Consider the following 15,068-nt stretch of genomic DNA (forward strand, 5'->3'; position numbering starts at 1 on the left):
CTCCAGCCACGTCAAGCACCCGCCCCACGACGCGCCCGCCTGCCCCGCCGCCAGCCCACCCCGTCCGCATCCCGTACCAGCGGGAGCACCTCCGTCAGACACACCATCGCCCCACGACGAGACGGGGCGAACGGGTAGTGAACACGCACCCTGCCTCGACTGACCCACTGACGCAGTGCCGCGCTGGTCAGCACCGGCACCTGCTCCAGCACCTCGGCGTAGGTGCACCACTCGTCCCCGTACTCGTCGACGACGATCACACGCCCTCCACAGCCTCAGCCTCGGCCTCGGCACGAGCGAGGACCAGCGCGCGCTGCCTCGTCACCGCCCACTCGGACTCCGACAGGACCAGGCCGCACACCCGGCACCTGGCCGTCTCGTCCGCCCCGGCCACAGGCGGCGGGGACACCAGCAGCGACACGCACCCGCACCCCGGGCACGCCACACAGGTGCGCCGCTCCACCTGCTCCATCGGAAACATCCGCAGCGCCCGGCCGGTGGCGGTAGCCAGGTCCTCCAGCATCGCGCCGGCCCACGGCTGGCTGGCGCACCACGGCAGGTGCCCATCCAGCCAGGCCACCAGCTCACGCGTGGCACCCGGACGGGCCGGGCCTATCGGCTCCCGGCTCCCGTCCCTGTCCGGCTCGGTCCACCTGGTCCCGCCCTCGGGCAGGCTCAGACCACGCTCAGCGGCAACCTCGACGCACCAGGAGGCCAGCAGGGCGTGCAGGTCGTCGAGCACCCCCACGGCCGCCGGGTAGAGGCTGGACTCCCCCGGTCTCCCGTGACCAGCACCCGCGTGGCCCATGGGCGAGGACAGGGACGGCTGCCCCATCGCGGCCAGGTGGTCAGCCAGGGAGGGCATGGTGCGCACCAGGGACTGGAGCCGTCCCCAGCAGCGTCCGCACAGGCACCCGTACTCCGCCGGCCTAGGCAGGCAGCCTGCGCACTCCACCGCCCGCCCGTGGCGGTCGGTCGTGGTGCCGTCACAGCCGGTCAGGTGCTCACCACGCAAGGCGCACCCGCATACGCACATGGTCATCAGCCCATCTCCTCCTCGTAGCCGCACATCCGGCAAGGCAGCCGGTCACCGTGCTCAGGACAGACCTGTCCTGGCCTGGGCTTCTTCCTGCCCCTGCGACGCCGACGGTGTCCCTTCCGGGGCCCTGCCGTGCCCTGCCCTGCCTCTTCCTGGCCCTGCCTTGCCTCTTCCTGGCCCTGCCCTGCCTTGCCCTGCCCTGCCGGGCGGGAGAGCGCGTCGGCCGCACGCGGGCCCGTACGCGCGCCCGCGCGTGGGCCCGTACGCGCGCGCGAGGCACCCTCCTCCGGCCAGGCAGTCGCCGAGGCGGTGCTGGGGGCATCATCGGACTCATGCTGGTCAGCAGCGGGAGCGATGCCAGTACGGCTCTCAGAACCGATCTGGGAGTCGTGTGCGGGCACACGGGTGCCGTCAGACGCCTGGGCCCCCGCGAACGCTCCACGGGCCTGCCAGGCCTGCTCCTGGGTGCCTGTGGGCACACTGCTCCCACCCCTCTCGGGCAGGGACGGCTCCCACCGCCCGGCGTCGTCCGGCTCAGCAGACCCCTCAGCGGGGTGCGATCCACGGTCGTCGCCGGGGACAGCCTGGCCAGGTGGGAGCGTGGACCACGCCTGCTCCAGGAGATCGGCTGGCCCCTGGTCGGGGCGCGATCGATCCTGGTCTCGGCGGGCCAGCGCTGCCGCGTGGGCCGGCGTCGGGTGAAAGCTCATCCCCGCCTGGGAGGCGGAGCGGTTGCCCTTGGAGCGGTTGCACTCGTGGCACGAGACGGCGACCCCGTCCAGGCCCATGGGCCTGGCGAAGACGTGGTCCATCTCCGGGCGCAGCGGACCCTGGCGCGTGTCTCTGCGCACCAGGCGCTGACAGTACGCGCACAAGGCGGTCTCGACGTCGCCGTCACGAGCCCGTGGGAGCCGATCACGCTCCCACACCGCGTCGTGCAGCGTGGAGTCCTTCCTCTCGGTCTGCAGCGCCCTACGCAGACGGTCCTGGGCGCCGGTGCGCTGGGACCATTCCCGCCACGAGTGGAACGACCACTGCCCAGGCCTGGGCCGTGGACAGCGCTCACCCTGGTCACAGTAGTGGTCGTGGTCGTGCCACAGCCCCACCTCCACCAGGGCCTGAGCGGCCTGCTCGACACTCGGGTCAGGCATCACCGAGTACAGGTCGACCCGGTCCAGGACACCGTCGGCGTAGGCCGCTCGCAGCCTGCTGCCCATCAGCACCCACAGGTAGCCGGCCATGAAGGCGACCGGGTCACCGGCGAGCCCTCGACGAATCAGCACCTGGTGCTTGGGGTGCACGTGCGCCTGGTCGTCGACATTGAAGAAGCTCAACTAACTCTCCTGGGCAGACGGGCAGACAAGGACGGAATCAAGTAGGCGGCGGAGGCCGGGCGGTGCCGAGTGGGGGTGTCACAGGACGGCTCTCCAGATCTCCACGAGCGCCAGGACCCCCAGGGAGACGATGACGGAGCCGGCCACAGCCATCAGGAGGTAGCCGATGGCCGCACCCAGCACGGACCCGCCCGTACGGGTGGCGGGCTGCGGCGTCGGAGCGTCGTCGAGGGCGTCGAGGCGGTCGGCGATGGTGCGTAGGAGCTCGGCGTCGTCGTGCGTGCTCATGGGTGTGTCCTCTCGGGGTCTAGCAAGGGCGGCTCGTCGCCGAATGAGGTGGCTCCTGCGGTGGCCCAGGGGTCGTCCGGGGTGCCACCAGGCGGGGCCTGGTAGGAACCGGAACTCTGCTGCTGTGCTTGCGGCTGGCCGCCGGCACCTGGCTGAGTCGGCGGCTGTCCCCACGCCTGGGACGCGTCAGGACTGCGGTAGCCCTGGGTGGCGGCAGTGTGCCCGCCAGCCTGCGCACGGTCCGCCCGCTGGACCTCAGCCTTGGCGTACCGCAGTGAGGGACCAACCTCGTCAACCTGCATCTCCACCACCGTGCGGGACACCCCCTGACGGTCGGTGTAGGAACGCTGGGCCAGCCGCCCCTGCGCGATCACGCGCATACCCTTACGCAGCGACTCCGCCACGTGATCGGCAACGTCTCTCCATACCGTGCAGCGCATGAACAGCGCCTGCCCTTCCTGCCACTGGCCCGCCTGCCGGTCGAAGACCCGCGGCGTCGAGGCGATCGTGAACGCGGCCACCGCCACCCCAGACGCGGTGAAGCGCAGCTCAGGGTCCGCAGTCAGGTTCCCGATGATCGTGATAACGGTGTCCCCAGCCATCAGTCAGTCACCCCGATCGGGATGAGCTCGGCCCAGTGCGGCGAGCCCTGTCTCCTCCAGCGCAGGCCGTCACACGGCCTGCAGCGCGGGCAGAAGACCTCATAGGTGTGCCCGTAGCCGCTGCGGTGGCCCATACGCCGCCACCCCTCAGCCTCCAGGACCTGCCACCAGGCCTCCAGGTCCTCCCACCGGCGAACCGGGTCCACCCGCACCTCAACGCTGCTCGACGCGTCACAGGCCGCGCTACTGCAGTAGGCCGTGACAGTCGCGAGGGCCTCAACCAGGGCCATCTCCATCACGGCTGTCCCTCCGTCCCACCGATGACAGCGACAGGCACGCGCAGCGCGAGCAACTGGTTGATCAGTGCTGCCCCAAACAAAGGCTCGACATCCTTCATGGCTCCCGGGTGAGCCAGGACCTCCTGAAGCCGCCGGACGACGTCAACGGGCACCGCCACCACCTGCTCCCACTGGTCGATGCAGTCAGCGCCAGGTGCCATGTACAGCCCCATCGAGGGCACGTAGTAGCCGCCGTCGAGCTCGTCGCGGACCGCCAGCCTGTCGTGCACACAGGTCAGGGTGTTAGTCCACGCCCCGCAACGGATCACAATCATCTGCGCACCAGGCCACTGCTCGCGCGCAGTGGCCTCAGCGGGCATCTGCCCACACACATGCTCAGCCACAGTCATCTCCTTCGGTCATGGTTAGTCATTGCACCCGCAGGTCCCGTCCAGCGGGTCATAGCGCTTACCGCACGACTCGCAGATAGCCAGTGCCTCGGGCCGGTAGTCGAAGCGCCTGCGGGTCCGCCGCCGCGGCACCGGTGCCGGGGGTGGGGCTGGTTCCTGGGAACGTCCCTGCCCAGCCGGGTCAGGGTCCTGGCTGGCGGCGCACTGGACGCACTCACCCTCGGCCCCATAGACCACGGACCTTCTGGGCCAGCCGTCGATACGCTCAGTGGGCCGCATGAGCGCCCCGCAGGTACGGCAGCGCACCGGCCCGGCCCCGAACTTGATGGGCTTCACCGTCCATCACCACCGACCGGGTAGAGAGCGAGCTCGAAGCTGATCGTGGGCTGGCCCATCCACCGCCTGGAGCGCTCTGGCGACAGACGCCAGTCCGGGCCGGCCAGGTGGAAGGCGTCATCGTCAGGCAGCACCCCGGCGTCGACCAGACCGTCCACGATCGCCTTGATCGTGGGGGTGAAGTTGTGCAGGTCCCGGCGACGCCGGTCAGGCAGGGCCACCGTCACCACCAGGCGGGCGCGCTCCATCCTGGGTGCTCGCTGGAGCCTGGCCACAGCGCACGCCTGCTCACGCAGCTCACGCACCCGCCTCCACCGCCTCCGGTCCCGGGAGCAGCGACGGTCGTTCTCTCCCAGCACGTCGGCGGGCAGCATCCGAAACACCACCGAGTACACCGCCCCGCTCACCTCGCTCACGCGTCCACCTCCTGGAGGCCGTCGTGGACACCTGCCGGGCCTGCCCCGGCCGGATGGTCCTCAGCAGGCAGCACGGCAGGCACATGCCCCGCCTGGGGCTCCCACTGGGCGAGCAGTGGCGGGTTGAAACCTCCCCAGCAGTCGATAGTCAGGCCCAGGGAGGTGGTGACCACGACACCTGGTGCCCGCTCGTAGCCAGCCTCAGTGAGCATGGCCCGCACATCCTCGGTGAGCAGGTGGGTGGTGTAGCGGGCACGGCGCTTGTCCAGCCACCTCTTGGTGGCCCGGCACGCCTGGCACGGGCTGTCAGGCTCATAGATACTGATCCGCACACTCACCGCGTGCCACCTTTCATCACCTGTGGTCTGGTCATCTCATGCGCCAGCCTCCTCACAGCCCGCCAGGCGGTACGCCGGTCCCGCTCTATCGCGGCCACCACGTCGTCCCTCACCCCGGCGCCGTAGGTGCGTCCCAGACGCTCAGAGGGCACCCGGATGCTGTCCTCGACCACCCCGAGGGTGTCGCACTGGATACGGATCGTGACAATCACCAGAACCTCACCGCCGAGCGCCTGACCTGGCCCCTCATGCGTCGGTCCCCCAGCCCGCTCCGCTCCCGGTGACGCAGGAAGGCCAGAGCGCAGACATGCAGCAGGCACAGCCCCCACATGGCACCCGCGATACCCCACTCCCCCACAGTCGGCTGCGACTGCACGAACTTCACGACGAAGAGGCCGACAGCCACGCACGCCGCGCACAGGGACCACGCTGTCGACGCTCTGACACGGGTGATCGACTCATGACGCCACGCCTCAGTGATCCACATGCACGCCCAGGTAGCCGCGAACACGGCCAGGACCGCCTCACTCATCACCCTCACCACCCTGTGTGGCAGCGGCATCGATGACCTGACGCTCGATGTCGGAGGGCGTATACCCCCACGCCACCAGGTAGCGCAGGTGATGCCTGATGATCGACCTCAGCTGCGGCCCGTATGGCTTGTCCTGCCAGGAGTCCCGCTCGACCACGCCCTCCACGCACGCCAGGTGCAGACCGAGCAGGCCACGCTCGGCGGCCACAGTCGAGGCCGGAGCCAGCAGAGAGTCTGGCTCCACGCCCACACGCTCCATGCCCTTGCCTCTGGCGGAGGAGGAGACGTTGACAAGCGCCCACCGAGCCACACGAAGTTCATAGGCGGCAGCATCATTAGGCACCCGGCGCTGCTTGAGCAGCGTGTCCCTGACCCAGGCCCGCCGCACCGCGCACGCGGCGTCCCACTCGTCGTTGTTCTTACGGACCAGTGCCCGCTGGGCTGCCACCTCAGCAGGCTGAGGGCCAGAGGTCGCGCCGGAGGCGGGCGTGGCATACCGGTTGCGGTGCCCGTGGGCAGTCCAGTCCAGGCACACCGGGTAGCACTCCGCCACCTCCTGGTCGTCCCTCCAGGTGGTGTCGACGACGACGGCGTGCCCCGGGCACGTCACATGCTCCACCTCGTCCAGACGCTGGCCGTGCCTGTCCTCCAGGCTCGTTAGGTACCTCCACCTGCAGCCTGCGCCCGGGGCTGCCTTAGCGAGCGATATTGCCTTGATCCCACAGGCCTCCTGCTCACGGATCTTCTCAGCGATCAGCCGCTCACGACGCAGCACCCTGGCACGAGCCTCCAGGATGTGATCGATCTGGGCAGGGTCATCCTCGATCTCCTCAACCGCTCCAGCCAGGCTCATCTCGTCAGTAGCCTCGGCGGCCAGGTCCGCGACCTTGCCCAGGGCCAGCAGGTCCAGGCCCGGCACCCGCCGCCCCAGGTCCCGCACCACCTCCGGAGCCCCGGCGACCCTGCGCGCCGCCCTGATCTCCTCCAGGTGCGCGCCGGTACGGCGGTGGATGTCCTGACGGGGCACACCCATCAGCACCAGCTGCTCGATCGCCTCCGCACGCTCCACGCTCGTGACGTGCTCGGCCTCGTCATTCATCACCAGCTGCCGCTCAATCCGAGCCTGCTCGTCATCAACCGCCACCACCAGGCACGGCACCATCCCCAGCCCAGCCCTGAGCGCACCGACCAGGCGTCGGTGACCGTCATGGACCACCAGACCAGTCAGCGTCGGGTACACGTGCAGGTCACGCAGCACGCCCTGAGTCCGAATGGTCTCTACGAAGGCGTCAGACACCTTGAGGTTCCGGCGGATGTTCGACCCGCCGTCCAGCAGGGACGGGTCCACCAGGACACGCTCACCGGGGACGACCTCACCCAGCGGCGAGCGCGCCTCGGCCTCGGACAGCACCCGAGGGCCAGGAGAGTGCTGTGCGCCTGCGCCCATAACGGGGCTCCGACCGACGACACCAGCCTCCACCAGGAAGCCCACGTCATAGGTCGAGGGGCGGTTGTTGTCGCCCCGGTGGATAGTCACCCAGCCGGCTGCCTCCAGGCGCTCCAGCACACGCTGCAGCGTGCGAGACGACATCTCGGTGGCCGAGGCCAGCCGCGACAGGGACACACTCACCCGCGCGTCATCATCGGCCATTCCGGCGAGCACCTCAGCCACCAGCCGAGCCTGCTCATCATCCAGGCCGATCACCGTCACCGGCTCCGACGTCACTGTTGTCATGAGAACAGTCCTTCCTGCTCCTGTCCGGTCTCCTGCTGCTGGCGGCGCAGCCGTATGCCCTGTGTCAGGTAGCGGCTGATCTGCCGCTCCGGGTCCACCGTCAGCACCAGCTGCCCCGTCTGCTGGGCGGCAGCCCAGGTCACGTGCTCCTCCAGGCACGGGTTCACGCACCCCGCCTCAGCCAGTGCCGTGGCCACCGCTTGCGGCTGCGCGGCGGCAGCAGCGCTGAGAACATTGAGCACCAGCCGGGGAGCCTCACCGCGCTGGTGCTCGGTGAGCTGCATCCAGGCCTTTCGGCGCGGCCCTGCCGCCAAAATGTTGTCCGCGCTCACGACGCCACCACCCGGGCGCAGGCCAGACGCTCACGCTCATCCGGGGTCAGCCCACCCCACACGCCGAAGCGGCGCCGGTCGCGGGCCTCGCACTCCATGGCGTAGGACAGGCACTCATCGACCACCGGGCACCGGCAGCACACCGACACCGCAGCATCCGACGACCCACCACCCATACTCGACGGGAACCACAAATCCATGTCGATCTGCGCGCACAGCGCCTGCTCCTGCCACGACAGGGCACCACGCGACGCCCCCACCAGCCCCCTCAGCCCAGCCACGACACGACCCGCTCACCACTCACACGGCGCCCTGGCGTCGCACGGCACGCCGCGTGAGCCAGCCACACAGCCAGCACGGAGCAGGCCAGGGCAGCACGCTCCAGCGCCCAGCGGCGACGCGCCCACGCCCACGCAGCCGCCACAGCAAGCACCAGTACAGCGGCTACGACCAGCGCAAACTGCACCATGCCGTCAGTCACCACCATCACGTCACTACTCTCAGCGACCACTGGGCACCTCCTCGACCTCGCTGGGAACCAGCACATCCAGCACAGACACCACCTGTCCCCGCCCACGGGCCAGACCCAGGGCAGTGGCCACCACAGACAGCACACCCCTACGAGGGGCCCTGTGGCGGGGCACGTAGATAGACTTCACCCGAGGCATGTCTCGTTTTCCTTGTCTCACCGCCCGCCAGCCGTTACCCCCGGCTGGCGGGCACTTTTCTGTCAGTGGCCGGTGTTATGGGGTCGGCACTCTGCGATGCGTTTGTCGACGTCGGTATGTAGAGACGCAACCCTGCGTCGCATCTCGCACAGGCGTTGACGCAACTCATCGATCGAGCTGGCCGGCTCCGGGCCGGGTGCAGGTGATGGCACCGCACCTGCACCCGACCGGCAGCCCCCACCGCAGCCAGCACACCCCGAAGACACAGGCGCACCCACTGCGGGGACCTCCTCGGTAGGCTCCGAGGCACCACTACCTGTCGACGACGCCGGAGCACCCACGCCAGCGCCGTCACCGCCTACCGAGGAGGAGTCATTATGGAAACCGGCATCCTCGACGAGACGGAAGAGTGACGGCTCCACCACGAACCTCACGCGCTCAGCGTCAGCCTCTATGACGAGGTGGATACGGCGTTCCCTGCGTGCCGCCAGGCAGCCGCTGCACAAGACATCACCCCTGATGAGCCTGTCTAGGAGCTTGTCGGCATAGATGGGGACAGTCGTGCCGCACACCATGCAGGGCACACCCACACACCCGTCACCGAGCACCGGGTACGACGGACGAGAGACGGCCTGCCCTGCCTGATCGGCACATGAGCGTCGCTGCATCACGCCACCTCCCCGGCAGCCCGCGAGCGCATCTGAGGCCTCATACCGAGACTCTCAGTGACATCATCGGGGTCAAACCGGTAGTGGCCGCCAGGCGTGATGGCTGCGGGGACGAGCTGCTTCCTTTCGACCCAGCGGCGCACGGTCGAGGTGTCCACTCCTGCCAGGTCAGCCACCTCCGCAGTCGTGTATAGCGTGACTGATGTGCTCATGAGTGAGACTGAACCATACATGCATGATTCACGTCAAGCACGACTCGCGCGAATCTCACGCCTCCGACACCAAATCGATTCCCTCACCTCTTGCGCGTTTTCCACGTTATGCGCGATACTTCCTTCATGAGCACACAGCCTGTAGCCCACGGTTGGATCCCTAACGACCAAACCCTTGGCGCACGCCTTGCGCTTGTGCGCCAGCGTTTCGGCTGGAACATGAAGGAAGCGGCCCTGGCGTGCGCTATCCCACAAGGGTCGTGGCGTGAGTGGGAACTGAAGGACCGTGTACCGCGGGACTACCCCGGGATGATGGAGAAGATCTCTGCACGCACGAATGTCGATCTCATGTGGCTCATGACGGGCCGCACACCCTCCCCCGGGGACGACGGAGCCCCCACCGTTCCCGGCGGGGGCTCCCTGATCTTCTTCGACGACATCATCGAAAGCTCCTGCGGCTGGACTCGAACCAGCAACCGTCCGATTAACAGTCGGATGCTCTGCCATTGAGCTACGCAGGAATCGCGCTTGGCGCGGAAAGAACTTTAGCAACCGGCCACGGCCACGTCGAATCGACTTGGCGAATAACACCCGCGACATTCCACCGTTTTCTTAGTGTGTGGGCAGACCCACACCCTCACGGACTCGCCTGAGCAGGGCTCGAGCCTCCTCCTGCTGCCTAGCCAGCTCGGTGCTGTCCTCCGCAGGATCCAGTACGGAGTACAGGCCTCCGTCCGTCCGACGTCGGACCGAGGCCGTGACGCGTACACCGCTCGCCAGGGTCTGGCTGACGTAGTAGACGATGGCTCGCTCCACCTGCTGGCGCACGGCCAGGCTGAAGGCGGACTCGTCCACCCTCCGTTCCTCCGCGACCCCGTCACCCCGGTCCTGGCGCAGTGCCGCAGGCAGCACGACCACCCGCTCCTCATCCTCGTGCAAGATGTGAAAGACGAGGCTCCGTGTCTGGGCGTCCCACCGTGCGCGGGTCACGCGGTCCCAGCCCGTCACTCCCTGCCAGGCCGCCAGAGGCCCCGCACGGTCGTCTTCCCTCTCGCCTGCGCCCGCCCCCTCCCCTGGCAGCACACGAGCACCACGCACACCGTCCTCGCAGGCAAGCAGCCAGCAACGGCCGTCAGCGCACACGGGCACGGCCGCCAGCAGACGGGTCCCGTGCGGCACCTGCTCCACCACCTCGGGCGGAGGCGCGGCAAGCGGTGAACGAGAGCGACGCAACCACGACATGCCCGCAGGCTACAGGCCAGCCAGGCAGCCCGAGTGACGACGACAGCCTCTCATCCTGACATATCCGGACAACACATACCTTGCAAGCCTTGCATCAAAACGTTACATTCGTGACGCACACGGGTCCGCCCCTGCCTCGATTCAACGGCGAGTCACGGCGCCCCGCACGCAGCCCACCGGGCACCGTCACCGCGACGCCGCCCGGTGCGCTGTACCGACTCGAAGGAGACTGAAGCGGTGCCTCAACGCATTACCTTGGCTCACATCGCCGAGCAGGCGGGTGTCTCGACGGCCACCGTCTCCCGCGTGCTCAACGGCAAGTCCAACGTCGCCGAGGTCACCCGGCGCCAGGTGCTCGTCGCCCTCGACCTGCTGGGCTACGAGCGCCCCGAGGCACTGCACCAGGCCTCCCGCGGGCTGGTCGGGCTCATCGTGCCCGAGCTGTCCAACCCGATCTTCCCCATGTTCGCCCAGGAGATCGAGCAGCTGCTGGCCCCCAGCGGCCACACCCCGCTGCTGTGCACCCAGAACCCGGGCGGGACGACTGAGGACGAGTACATCGAGATGCTCGTCGACCGTGGGGTCTCCGGCATCATCTTCGTCTCCGGCCGCCACGCCGACACCTCCAGTGACGTCACCCGCTATCAGCGCCTGCGCGAGCGCGAGGTCCCTCTCGTCACGATCAACGGCAACGCCCCGACGATCAAGGCCCCCGGCTTCACCACTGACGACCGCGCGGCCGCGCGCATGGCAGTGGACTACCTCATCAGCCTGGGCCACCGTCGCATCGGCCTGTCCATGGGGCCGCTGCGCATGGTCCCTGCCCAGCGCAAGCGTGCCGGCTACGAGGACGCGATGCGAGCCGGCCTGCCCGGGGAGCCCCTGCGTACGGTCGAGGCCCTGTACAGCTACGAGGGCGGGGCGGCCGGTGCCACCCGCCTGCTGGAACAGGGGTGCACCGCGATCGTGTGCGGCTCGGACATCATGGCGCTCGGAGCGATCCAGGGCGTGCGCGCCGCCGGCCTGTCGGTCCCCGGTAACGTCTCGGTCATCGGCTACGACGACTCCCCGCTCATCCCTATGACCAACCCGCCGCTGACGACGGTGCGCCAGCCCGTGACCGCCATCGCCCGCTCGGCCGTCACCACGCTCCTGGCCGCGATCGCAGGCGAGGAGGTCCCGGACAGGGAGATGCTCTTCTCCCCCGACCTCATCGTCCGGGGATCCACCGGCCCGGCCCCGAAGGAACAGCCCGCGACGGCAGTGTCCTAGCGCGACCAGCTACGAGCCAGACGTGCCCCCATGTCCTCCAGGCGACGGCGCAGCGCCTGACGGTCCTCGCCGTCCCAGGCTCCGGCTGCACCCGCGCCGGCCTCTTCCAGGCTGTAGGTGGCGCTGACCCCGGCCGCCGCGAGCTCGCCACGCGGCACGAGCCCGCGGCCCGTGACCAGCACGACCGGCAGGGCGCGGTCTGAGGCAGCCTGCCCGACGACGGCGGTCAGCGAGTCCGCCAGCACGTCATAGACCTCTCCGGCCGCCGTGACGACGAGGTCGTTGTGGCTGACCGCAGCGTCCAGGCCGAGCAGGCTCGCCATGACGCGTGGCCCAGGCACGGCGCGTGCCCCCAGCACCTGCAGGACGAGGCCCGCCCCACCGCCGGCACCACTGCCCCAGGAGGTGACGCTGAGCGTGCCCGGCACGCTCCTGTCCGCTCCGACCACCGGCAGGACCCGGCGCCCCGGCCCGCCGCTCCCAGAGCGTTCCGTCAGCTGCGTGACCAGGGTGGCGGCGGCCGCGCAGGCGGCGCGGTCACGCTCCTGCGCCTGCTCGGCTCCCAGGGAGGTCACGGCGACCAGTCCCTGACCGACGCCGGACAGCCCACCGAGCGCGACGTCGTCAGCCAGGGCGAGCACCAGCTCGCGTCCTTCCACCGCCGTCGTGGCTCCTGCTGCTCCTCCGAGCCCGTCGATCAGGCCCGCCCCGCCATCGTGCACGGCGCTGCGCGCCAGCCCGACGACGAGGACGTCTCCGGGAGCCGTGTGCCCCAGTGCGGCTGCCAGGGCCTGGCCCAGACCGAAGGTCGTTCCCTCCAGGGCCTCACGGGCCGCCTCGTCCCTGTCCGCAGGCAGGGCCACGAGACGAGCCGCGTCCAGGAACCAGGTCGCCCTCGAGCCCGACGACGACTCCGCGGCGCCGTCCGTCTGCCCCTCCTCACGCTGGGCGAGCCTGATCAGGTCCGCCTCCCGCACCTGTCCCAGCGGTCCGCTTGCCTGCAGGACGACACGGCCAGCCACCATCGACGGCGGGAAGACAGCGGCGCTGCCGGCTGCGCCGTCGGCCACCGGCAGGAGCGTGAGGCGGTCCTCAGGCCGCTGGCTGCACCATCCGGCAGCCAGGGCCTGCGCCACCGCGCTGGCGTGCAGGCTGACGGCCGCCGTCGTCACGGGCACGCCCCCGGGCTCGGGGTACATCCCGCCCGGTGCGAGAAGGACGCGCACGCCCTCAGTCCTGCGCGTGCTCGGCCACGGCCCCGCCCAGGCGGGCCAGCAGCAGGGCCTCGGCGGTGACGATCTTCTCCAGGTCACCCAGGTGCATGGACTCGTCCTCGCTGTGGGCACGGGTGTCAGGGTCCTCGATGCCGGTGACCAGGACCTGGGCGCCGGGGAAGGTCTCCTGGAGCGTGGAGATGAAGGGGATGGAGCCGCCCTGGCCGATGTCGACGCAGTCCTCGTCGAAGGCCGTGGACAGCGCCCAGTGGGCCGCACGGCCAGCCGGTGTGTCCGAGGACCCGTCAAAGGCAGGTCCGGCCTCACCCTGGGAGACGGTCAGGCGAGCCCCGAAGGGCACGTGGTCCTCCAGGTAGGACACGAGCGCGGCCTGGGCGGCCTCAGGGTCCTGGCCGGGCGCCAGACGCATGGAGATGCGGGCGGTGCAGGAGGGGGCCAGGACGTTGCCGGCCAGGTCAAGGGGCGTGACGTCCATGCCGATGACCGTGATCGTCGGCTTGGTCCACAGCCGGGCGGTGAGGTCCCCGGTACCGGCCAGCTCGACGCCGTCGAGCACGCCGGCGTCAGCGCGGAAGGTCTCCTCGGGGTACTCAGGGAAGTCAGGAGCAGCCTGGGCTCGGGAGACCAGCCCCGGCACGGCGACGTCGCCCGCCTCGTCGTGCAAGGTGGCCACCAGGCGGCACATGGAGGTCACGGCGTCGAGCACCGGGCCGCCGTACTGTCCCGAGTGCAGGGCGTGGTCGAGGACGTCGAGGCGGGCGTCGACCTGGACCACGCCGCGCAGCGAGGTGGTCAGCGCGGGCACGCCGACCTTCCAGTTGGAGGAGTCGGCCACGACGATGACGTCGGCCTCCAGACGGTCGCGGTAGGCGGCCAGCAGGTTCCCGAAGGAGGGCGAGCCGACCTCCTCCTCTCCCTCGATGAAGACGGTGACCGAGCAGGGCAGACCACCGAGGAGCTCGTCCAGCACCCGCAGGGCGTGGACGTGGGAGACGACGCCGGCGCCGTCGTCGGCCGTACCGCGTCCGAACAGGCGGTCCCCACGACGCTCGGCGGTGAACGGGTCCTTCTGGGCCCAGGCACTGGGGTCGCCCACGGGCTGGACGTCGTGGTGGGAGTAGAGCAGCACGCGAGGGGAGCCTGCCGGCCCCTCACGGTGAGCGAGCACCGCCGGACGGCCGGGCACGCCGTCCGGCCCGTCGACGCTCACGACCTCAGCCTCAAGCCCCACGCCCCGCAGCAGGCCGGCCACGTGCTCGGCCGAGCGGGCCACCTCAACCTGGTCGTGGCTGGAGGCAGAGACCGAGGGGACGGCGACGAGGTCGACCAGGTCGGCCACGACGTGGTCGAAGGAGCGGTGGACGGATGCGCGTACGGCTTCGACTGAGATCATGGTTTTCAGCGTAGCGCGACCGAGCCGGTAACCTAGCGGCGTGAGTCTGTTCAAGAAGGAGAAGGCCGCCGAGCCTGCGCCGGAGGCCGAGAGCACCAAGCCCGGTGGCAAGGGACGCCCCACGCCCAGGCGCAAGGACGCGCAGGCCCGTGGCGTCCACCCGGTGGTCCCCACCGACCGCAAGGCTGCCAAGCGTGAGGCCCGTGCCAGGCGGGACGAGGCCTGGGAGCGCCAGCGCCGCGCCATGGTCACCGGGGACGACCGCTACCTGCCGGTGAGGGACAAGGGCCCGATCAAGCGCTACATCCGCGACTACGTGGACGCACGTTTCAGCCTGGGCGAGCTCTTCCTGCCCTCGACGATCATCCTGCTGCTCGTCGTCATCGGCTTCCAGGCGGTGTCGCGCTCGGCGCAGGCGGCCGTGGGCACCTTCTACCTCATGCTCTTCATCTACGCCCTCTTCCTCGTGGCGATCGTGGACGCGGTCATCTGCTGGCGCCTGGTCCGCAAGCGCCTGATCGCCAAGTTCGGCGAGGCCCGTGTCAAGGAGCAAGGCGTCATCTTCTGGTACGTCTTCTCCCGCTGCTTCAACCTGCGTCGCTGGCGTCAGCCGGTGCCCCAGGTGGGACGCCGGGAGTACCCCTCCTGAGCCCGCTCAGTCCCGTTCCCGGCCCGGTCCTCCGCCTGCAGCGGAAGCCGGGCCGACGACGTCCCCGTCCCTGTGACCGAGGTCTCGCC

General features: G+C 69.7%; 22 protein-coding genes and 1 tRNA gene. 2 read left to right on the top strand and 21 right to left on the bottom strand.

Features of this window, described 5'->3' with window-relative positions:
* Positions 1–11: 11 nt before the first annotated feature.
* The 19 genes from HRL51_RS06865 to HRL51_RS06955 all read right to left on the bottom strand — a co-directional run bounded on the left by HRL51_RS06865 (position 12) and on the right by HRL51_RS06955 (position 10,430).
* Positions 12–260, bottom strand: a complete 249-nt coding sequence (locus HRL51_RS06865; RefSeq protein ID WP_172121300.1) for a hypothetical protein — start codon at positions 258–260, stop codon at positions 12–14.
* Complete coding sequence (locus HRL51_RS06870; RefSeq protein ID WP_172121299.1) at positions 257–1,042, bottom strand: hypothetical protein; 786 nt, start codon at positions 1,040–1,042, stop codon at positions 257–259. Before HRL51_RS06870 ends, HRL51_RS06865 begins: the two co-directional genes overlap by 4 nt.
* Positions 1,042–2,373: a hypothetical protein gene (locus HRL51_RS06875; RefSeq protein ID WP_172121298.1), complete on the bottom strand. Its 1,332-nt coding sequence runs from the start codon at positions 2,371–2,373 to the stop codon at positions 1,042–1,044. Before HRL51_RS06875 ends, HRL51_RS06870 begins: the two co-directional genes overlap by 1 nt.
* A gap of 78 nt (positions 2,374–2,451) precedes the next feature.
* Complete coding sequence (locus tag HRL51_RS06880) at positions 2,452–2,661, bottom strand: hypothetical protein (RefSeq protein ID WP_172121297.1); 210 nt, start codon at positions 2,659–2,661, stop codon at positions 2,452–2,454.
* Positions 2,658–3,263, bottom strand: a complete 606-nt coding sequence (locus HRL51_RS06885; RefSeq protein ID WP_172193440.1) for a single-stranded DNA-binding protein — start codon at positions 3,261–3,263, stop codon at positions 2,658–2,660. The genes HRL51_RS06880 and HRL51_RS06885 overlap by 4 nt, the downstream gene beginning before the upstream one ends.
* Positions 3,263–3,562, bottom strand: a complete 300-nt coding sequence (locus HRL51_RS06890) for a hypothetical protein (protein ID WP_172193438.1) — start codon at positions 3,560–3,562, stop codon at positions 3,263–3,265. The genes HRL51_RS06885 and HRL51_RS06890 overlap by 1 nt, the downstream gene beginning before the upstream one ends.
* Positions 3,559–3,945, bottom strand: a complete 387-nt coding sequence (locus HRL51_RS06895; RefSeq protein WP_172193437.1) for a hypothetical protein — start codon at positions 3,943–3,945, stop codon at positions 3,559–3,561. Before HRL51_RS06895 ends, HRL51_RS06890 begins: the two co-directional genes overlap by 4 nt.
* A 21-nt stretch (positions 3,946–3,966) precedes the next feature.
* The gene (locus HRL51_RS06900) at positions 3,967–4,287 is read right to left on the bottom strand and encodes a hypothetical protein (protein ID WP_172193435.1); all 321 of its coding nucleotides are present in this window, start codon (positions 4,285–4,287) and stop codon (positions 3,967–3,969) included.
* Positions 4,284–4,703: a RusA family crossover junction endodeoxyribonuclease gene (locus HRL51_RS06905; protein WP_172193434.1), complete on the bottom strand. Its 420-nt coding sequence runs from the start codon at positions 4,701–4,703 to the stop codon at positions 4,284–4,286. The genes HRL51_RS06900 and HRL51_RS06905 overlap by 4 nt, the downstream gene beginning before the upstream one ends.
* The gene (locus HRL51_RS06910) at positions 4,700–5,041 is read right to left on the bottom strand and encodes a thioredoxin domain-containing protein (RefSeq protein WP_172193432.1); all 342 of its coding nucleotides are present in this window, start codon (positions 5,039–5,041) and stop codon (positions 4,700–4,702) included. The genes HRL51_RS06905 and HRL51_RS06910 overlap by 4 nt, the downstream gene beginning before the upstream one ends.
* The gene (locus tag HRL51_RS06915; protein ID WP_172193431.1) at positions 5,038–5,253 is read right to left on the bottom strand and encodes a hypothetical protein; all 216 of its coding nucleotides are present in this window, start codon (positions 5,251–5,253) and stop codon (positions 5,038–5,040) included. The genes HRL51_RS06910 and HRL51_RS06915 overlap by 4 nt, the downstream gene beginning before the upstream one ends.
* Before the next feature lie 312 nt (positions 5,254–5,565).
* A complete protein-coding gene (locus HRL51_RS06920) occupies positions 5,566–7,308 on the bottom strand; it encodes a ParB N-terminal domain-containing protein (RefSeq protein WP_172193429.1) in 1,743 nt (580 codons plus the stop codon).
* Positions 7,305–7,640, bottom strand: a complete 336-nt coding sequence (locus tag HRL51_RS06925) for a hypothetical protein (protein WP_172193427.1) — start codon at positions 7,638–7,640, stop codon at positions 7,305–7,307. The genes HRL51_RS06920 and HRL51_RS06925 overlap by 4 nt, the downstream gene beginning before the upstream one ends.
* Positions 7,637–7,900 carry a WhiB family transcriptional regulator gene (locus HRL51_RS06930; RefSeq protein WP_244960123.1) on the bottom strand — a complete coding sequence of 88 codons (264 nt, stop codon included), beginning with the start codon at positions 7,898–7,900 and terminating at the stop codon, positions 7,637–7,639. The genes HRL51_RS06925 and HRL51_RS06930 overlap by 4 nt, the downstream gene beginning before the upstream one ends.
* An 8-nt stretch (positions 7,901–7,908) precedes the next feature.
* Positions 7,909–8,130, bottom strand: coding sequence for a hypothetical protein (locus HRL51_RS06935; RefSeq protein ID WP_172193426.1), 222 nt, complete (start codon positions 8,128–8,130; stop codon positions 7,909–7,911).
* A 10-nt stretch (positions 8,131–8,140) separates the two neighbouring features.
* Complete coding sequence (locus HRL51_RS06940; protein WP_172193424.1) at positions 8,141–8,308, bottom strand: hypothetical protein; 168 nt, start codon at positions 8,306–8,308, stop codon at positions 8,141–8,143.
* A 667-nt stretch (positions 8,309–8,975) separates the two neighbouring features.
* On the bottom strand, positions 8,976–9,188 hold the full coding sequence (locus HRL51_RS06945; RefSeq protein WP_172193422.1) for a MerR family transcriptional regulator: 213 nt from the start codon (positions 9,186–9,188) through the stop codon (positions 8,976–8,978).
* 449 nt (positions 9,189–9,637) lie between these two features.
* Positions 9,638–9,709, bottom strand: a tRNA-Asn gene (locus HRL51_RS06950).
* Between the two features lie 91 nt (positions 9,710–9,800).
* Positions 9,801–10,430: a hypothetical protein gene (locus tag HRL51_RS06955; protein ID WP_172121283.1), complete on the bottom strand. Its 630-nt coding sequence runs from the start codon at positions 10,428–10,430 to the stop codon at positions 9,801–9,803.
* Positions 10,431–10,667: 237 nt separating this feature from the next.
* Here HRL51_RS06955 and HRL51_RS06960 point away from each other — a divergent pair, with 237 nt between their 5' ends.
* A complete protein-coding gene (locus HRL51_RS06960) occupies positions 10,668–11,702 on the top strand; it encodes a LacI family DNA-binding transcriptional regulator (protein ID WP_172193421.1) in 1,035 nt (344 codons plus the stop codon).
* Here HRL51_RS06960 and HRL51_RS06965 read toward each other — a convergent pair.
* Positions 11,699–12,928, bottom strand: coding sequence for a glycerate kinase (locus HRL51_RS06965; RefSeq protein ID WP_244960124.1), 1,230 nt, complete (start codon positions 12,926–12,928; stop codon positions 11,699–11,701). The two genes, HRL51_RS06960 and HRL51_RS06965, sit on opposite strands and share 4 nt — an antisense overlap.
* Positions 12,929–12,932: 4 nt before the next feature.
* Positions 12,933–14,330: a dipeptidase gene (locus HRL51_RS06970; protein ID WP_172193419.1), complete on the bottom strand. Its 1,398-nt coding sequence runs from the start codon at positions 14,328–14,330 to the stop codon at positions 12,933–12,935.
* 40 nt (positions 14,331–14,370) lie between these two features.
* On the opposite strand from HRL51_RS06970, the gene HRL51_RS06975 reads away from it, so the two are divergent.
* Complete coding sequence (locus tag HRL51_RS06975) at positions 14,371–14,979, top strand: DUF3043 domain-containing protein (RefSeq protein ID WP_172193417.1); 609 nt, start codon at positions 14,371–14,373, stop codon at positions 14,977–14,979.
* The last annotated feature ends 89 nt before the right edge of the window (positions 14,980–15,068 follow it).

The sequence above is a fragment of the Actinomyces faecalis genome (genome assembly GCF_013184985.2).
Taxonomy (GTDB): Bacteria; Actinomycetota; Actinomycetes; order Actinomycetales; family Actinomycetaceae; genus Actinomyces; species Actinomyces faecalis.

Excerpts from the sequence above, each read along its gene's own strand:
- HRL51_RS06870 (WP_172121299.1), bottom strand. The coding sequence starts at position 1,042 with ATGACCATGTGCGTATGCGGGTGCGCCTTGCGTGGTGAGCACCTGACC.
- HRL51_RS06880 (WP_172121297.1), bottom strand. The coding sequence starts at position 2,661 with ATGAGCACGCACGACGACGCCGAGCTCCTACGCACCATCGCCGACCGC.
- HRL51_RS06885 (WP_172193440.1), bottom strand. The coding sequence starts at position 3,263 with ATGGCTGGGGACACCGTTATCACGATCATCGGGAACCTGACTGCGGAC.
- HRL51_RS06920 (WP_172193429.1), bottom strand. The coding sequence starts at position 7,308 with ATGACAACAGTGACGTCGGAGCCGGTGACGGTGATCGGCCTGGATGAT.
- HRL51_RS06940 (WP_172193424.1), bottom strand. The coding sequence starts at position 8,308 with ATGCCTCGGGTGAAGTCTATCTACGTGCCCCGCCACAGGGCCCCTCGT.
- HRL51_RS06945 (WP_172193422.1), bottom strand. The coding sequence starts at position 9,188 with ATGAGCACATCAGTCACGCTATACACGACTGCGGAGGTGGCTGACCTG.
- HRL51_RS06955 (WP_172121283.1), bottom strand. The coding sequence starts at position 10,430 with ATGTCGTGGTTGCGTCGCTCTCGTTCACCGCTTGCCGCGCCTCCGCCC.
- HRL51_RS06970 (WP_172193419.1), bottom strand. The coding sequence starts at position 14,330 with ATGATCTCAGTCGAAGCCGTACGCGCATCCGTCCACCGCTCCTTCGAC.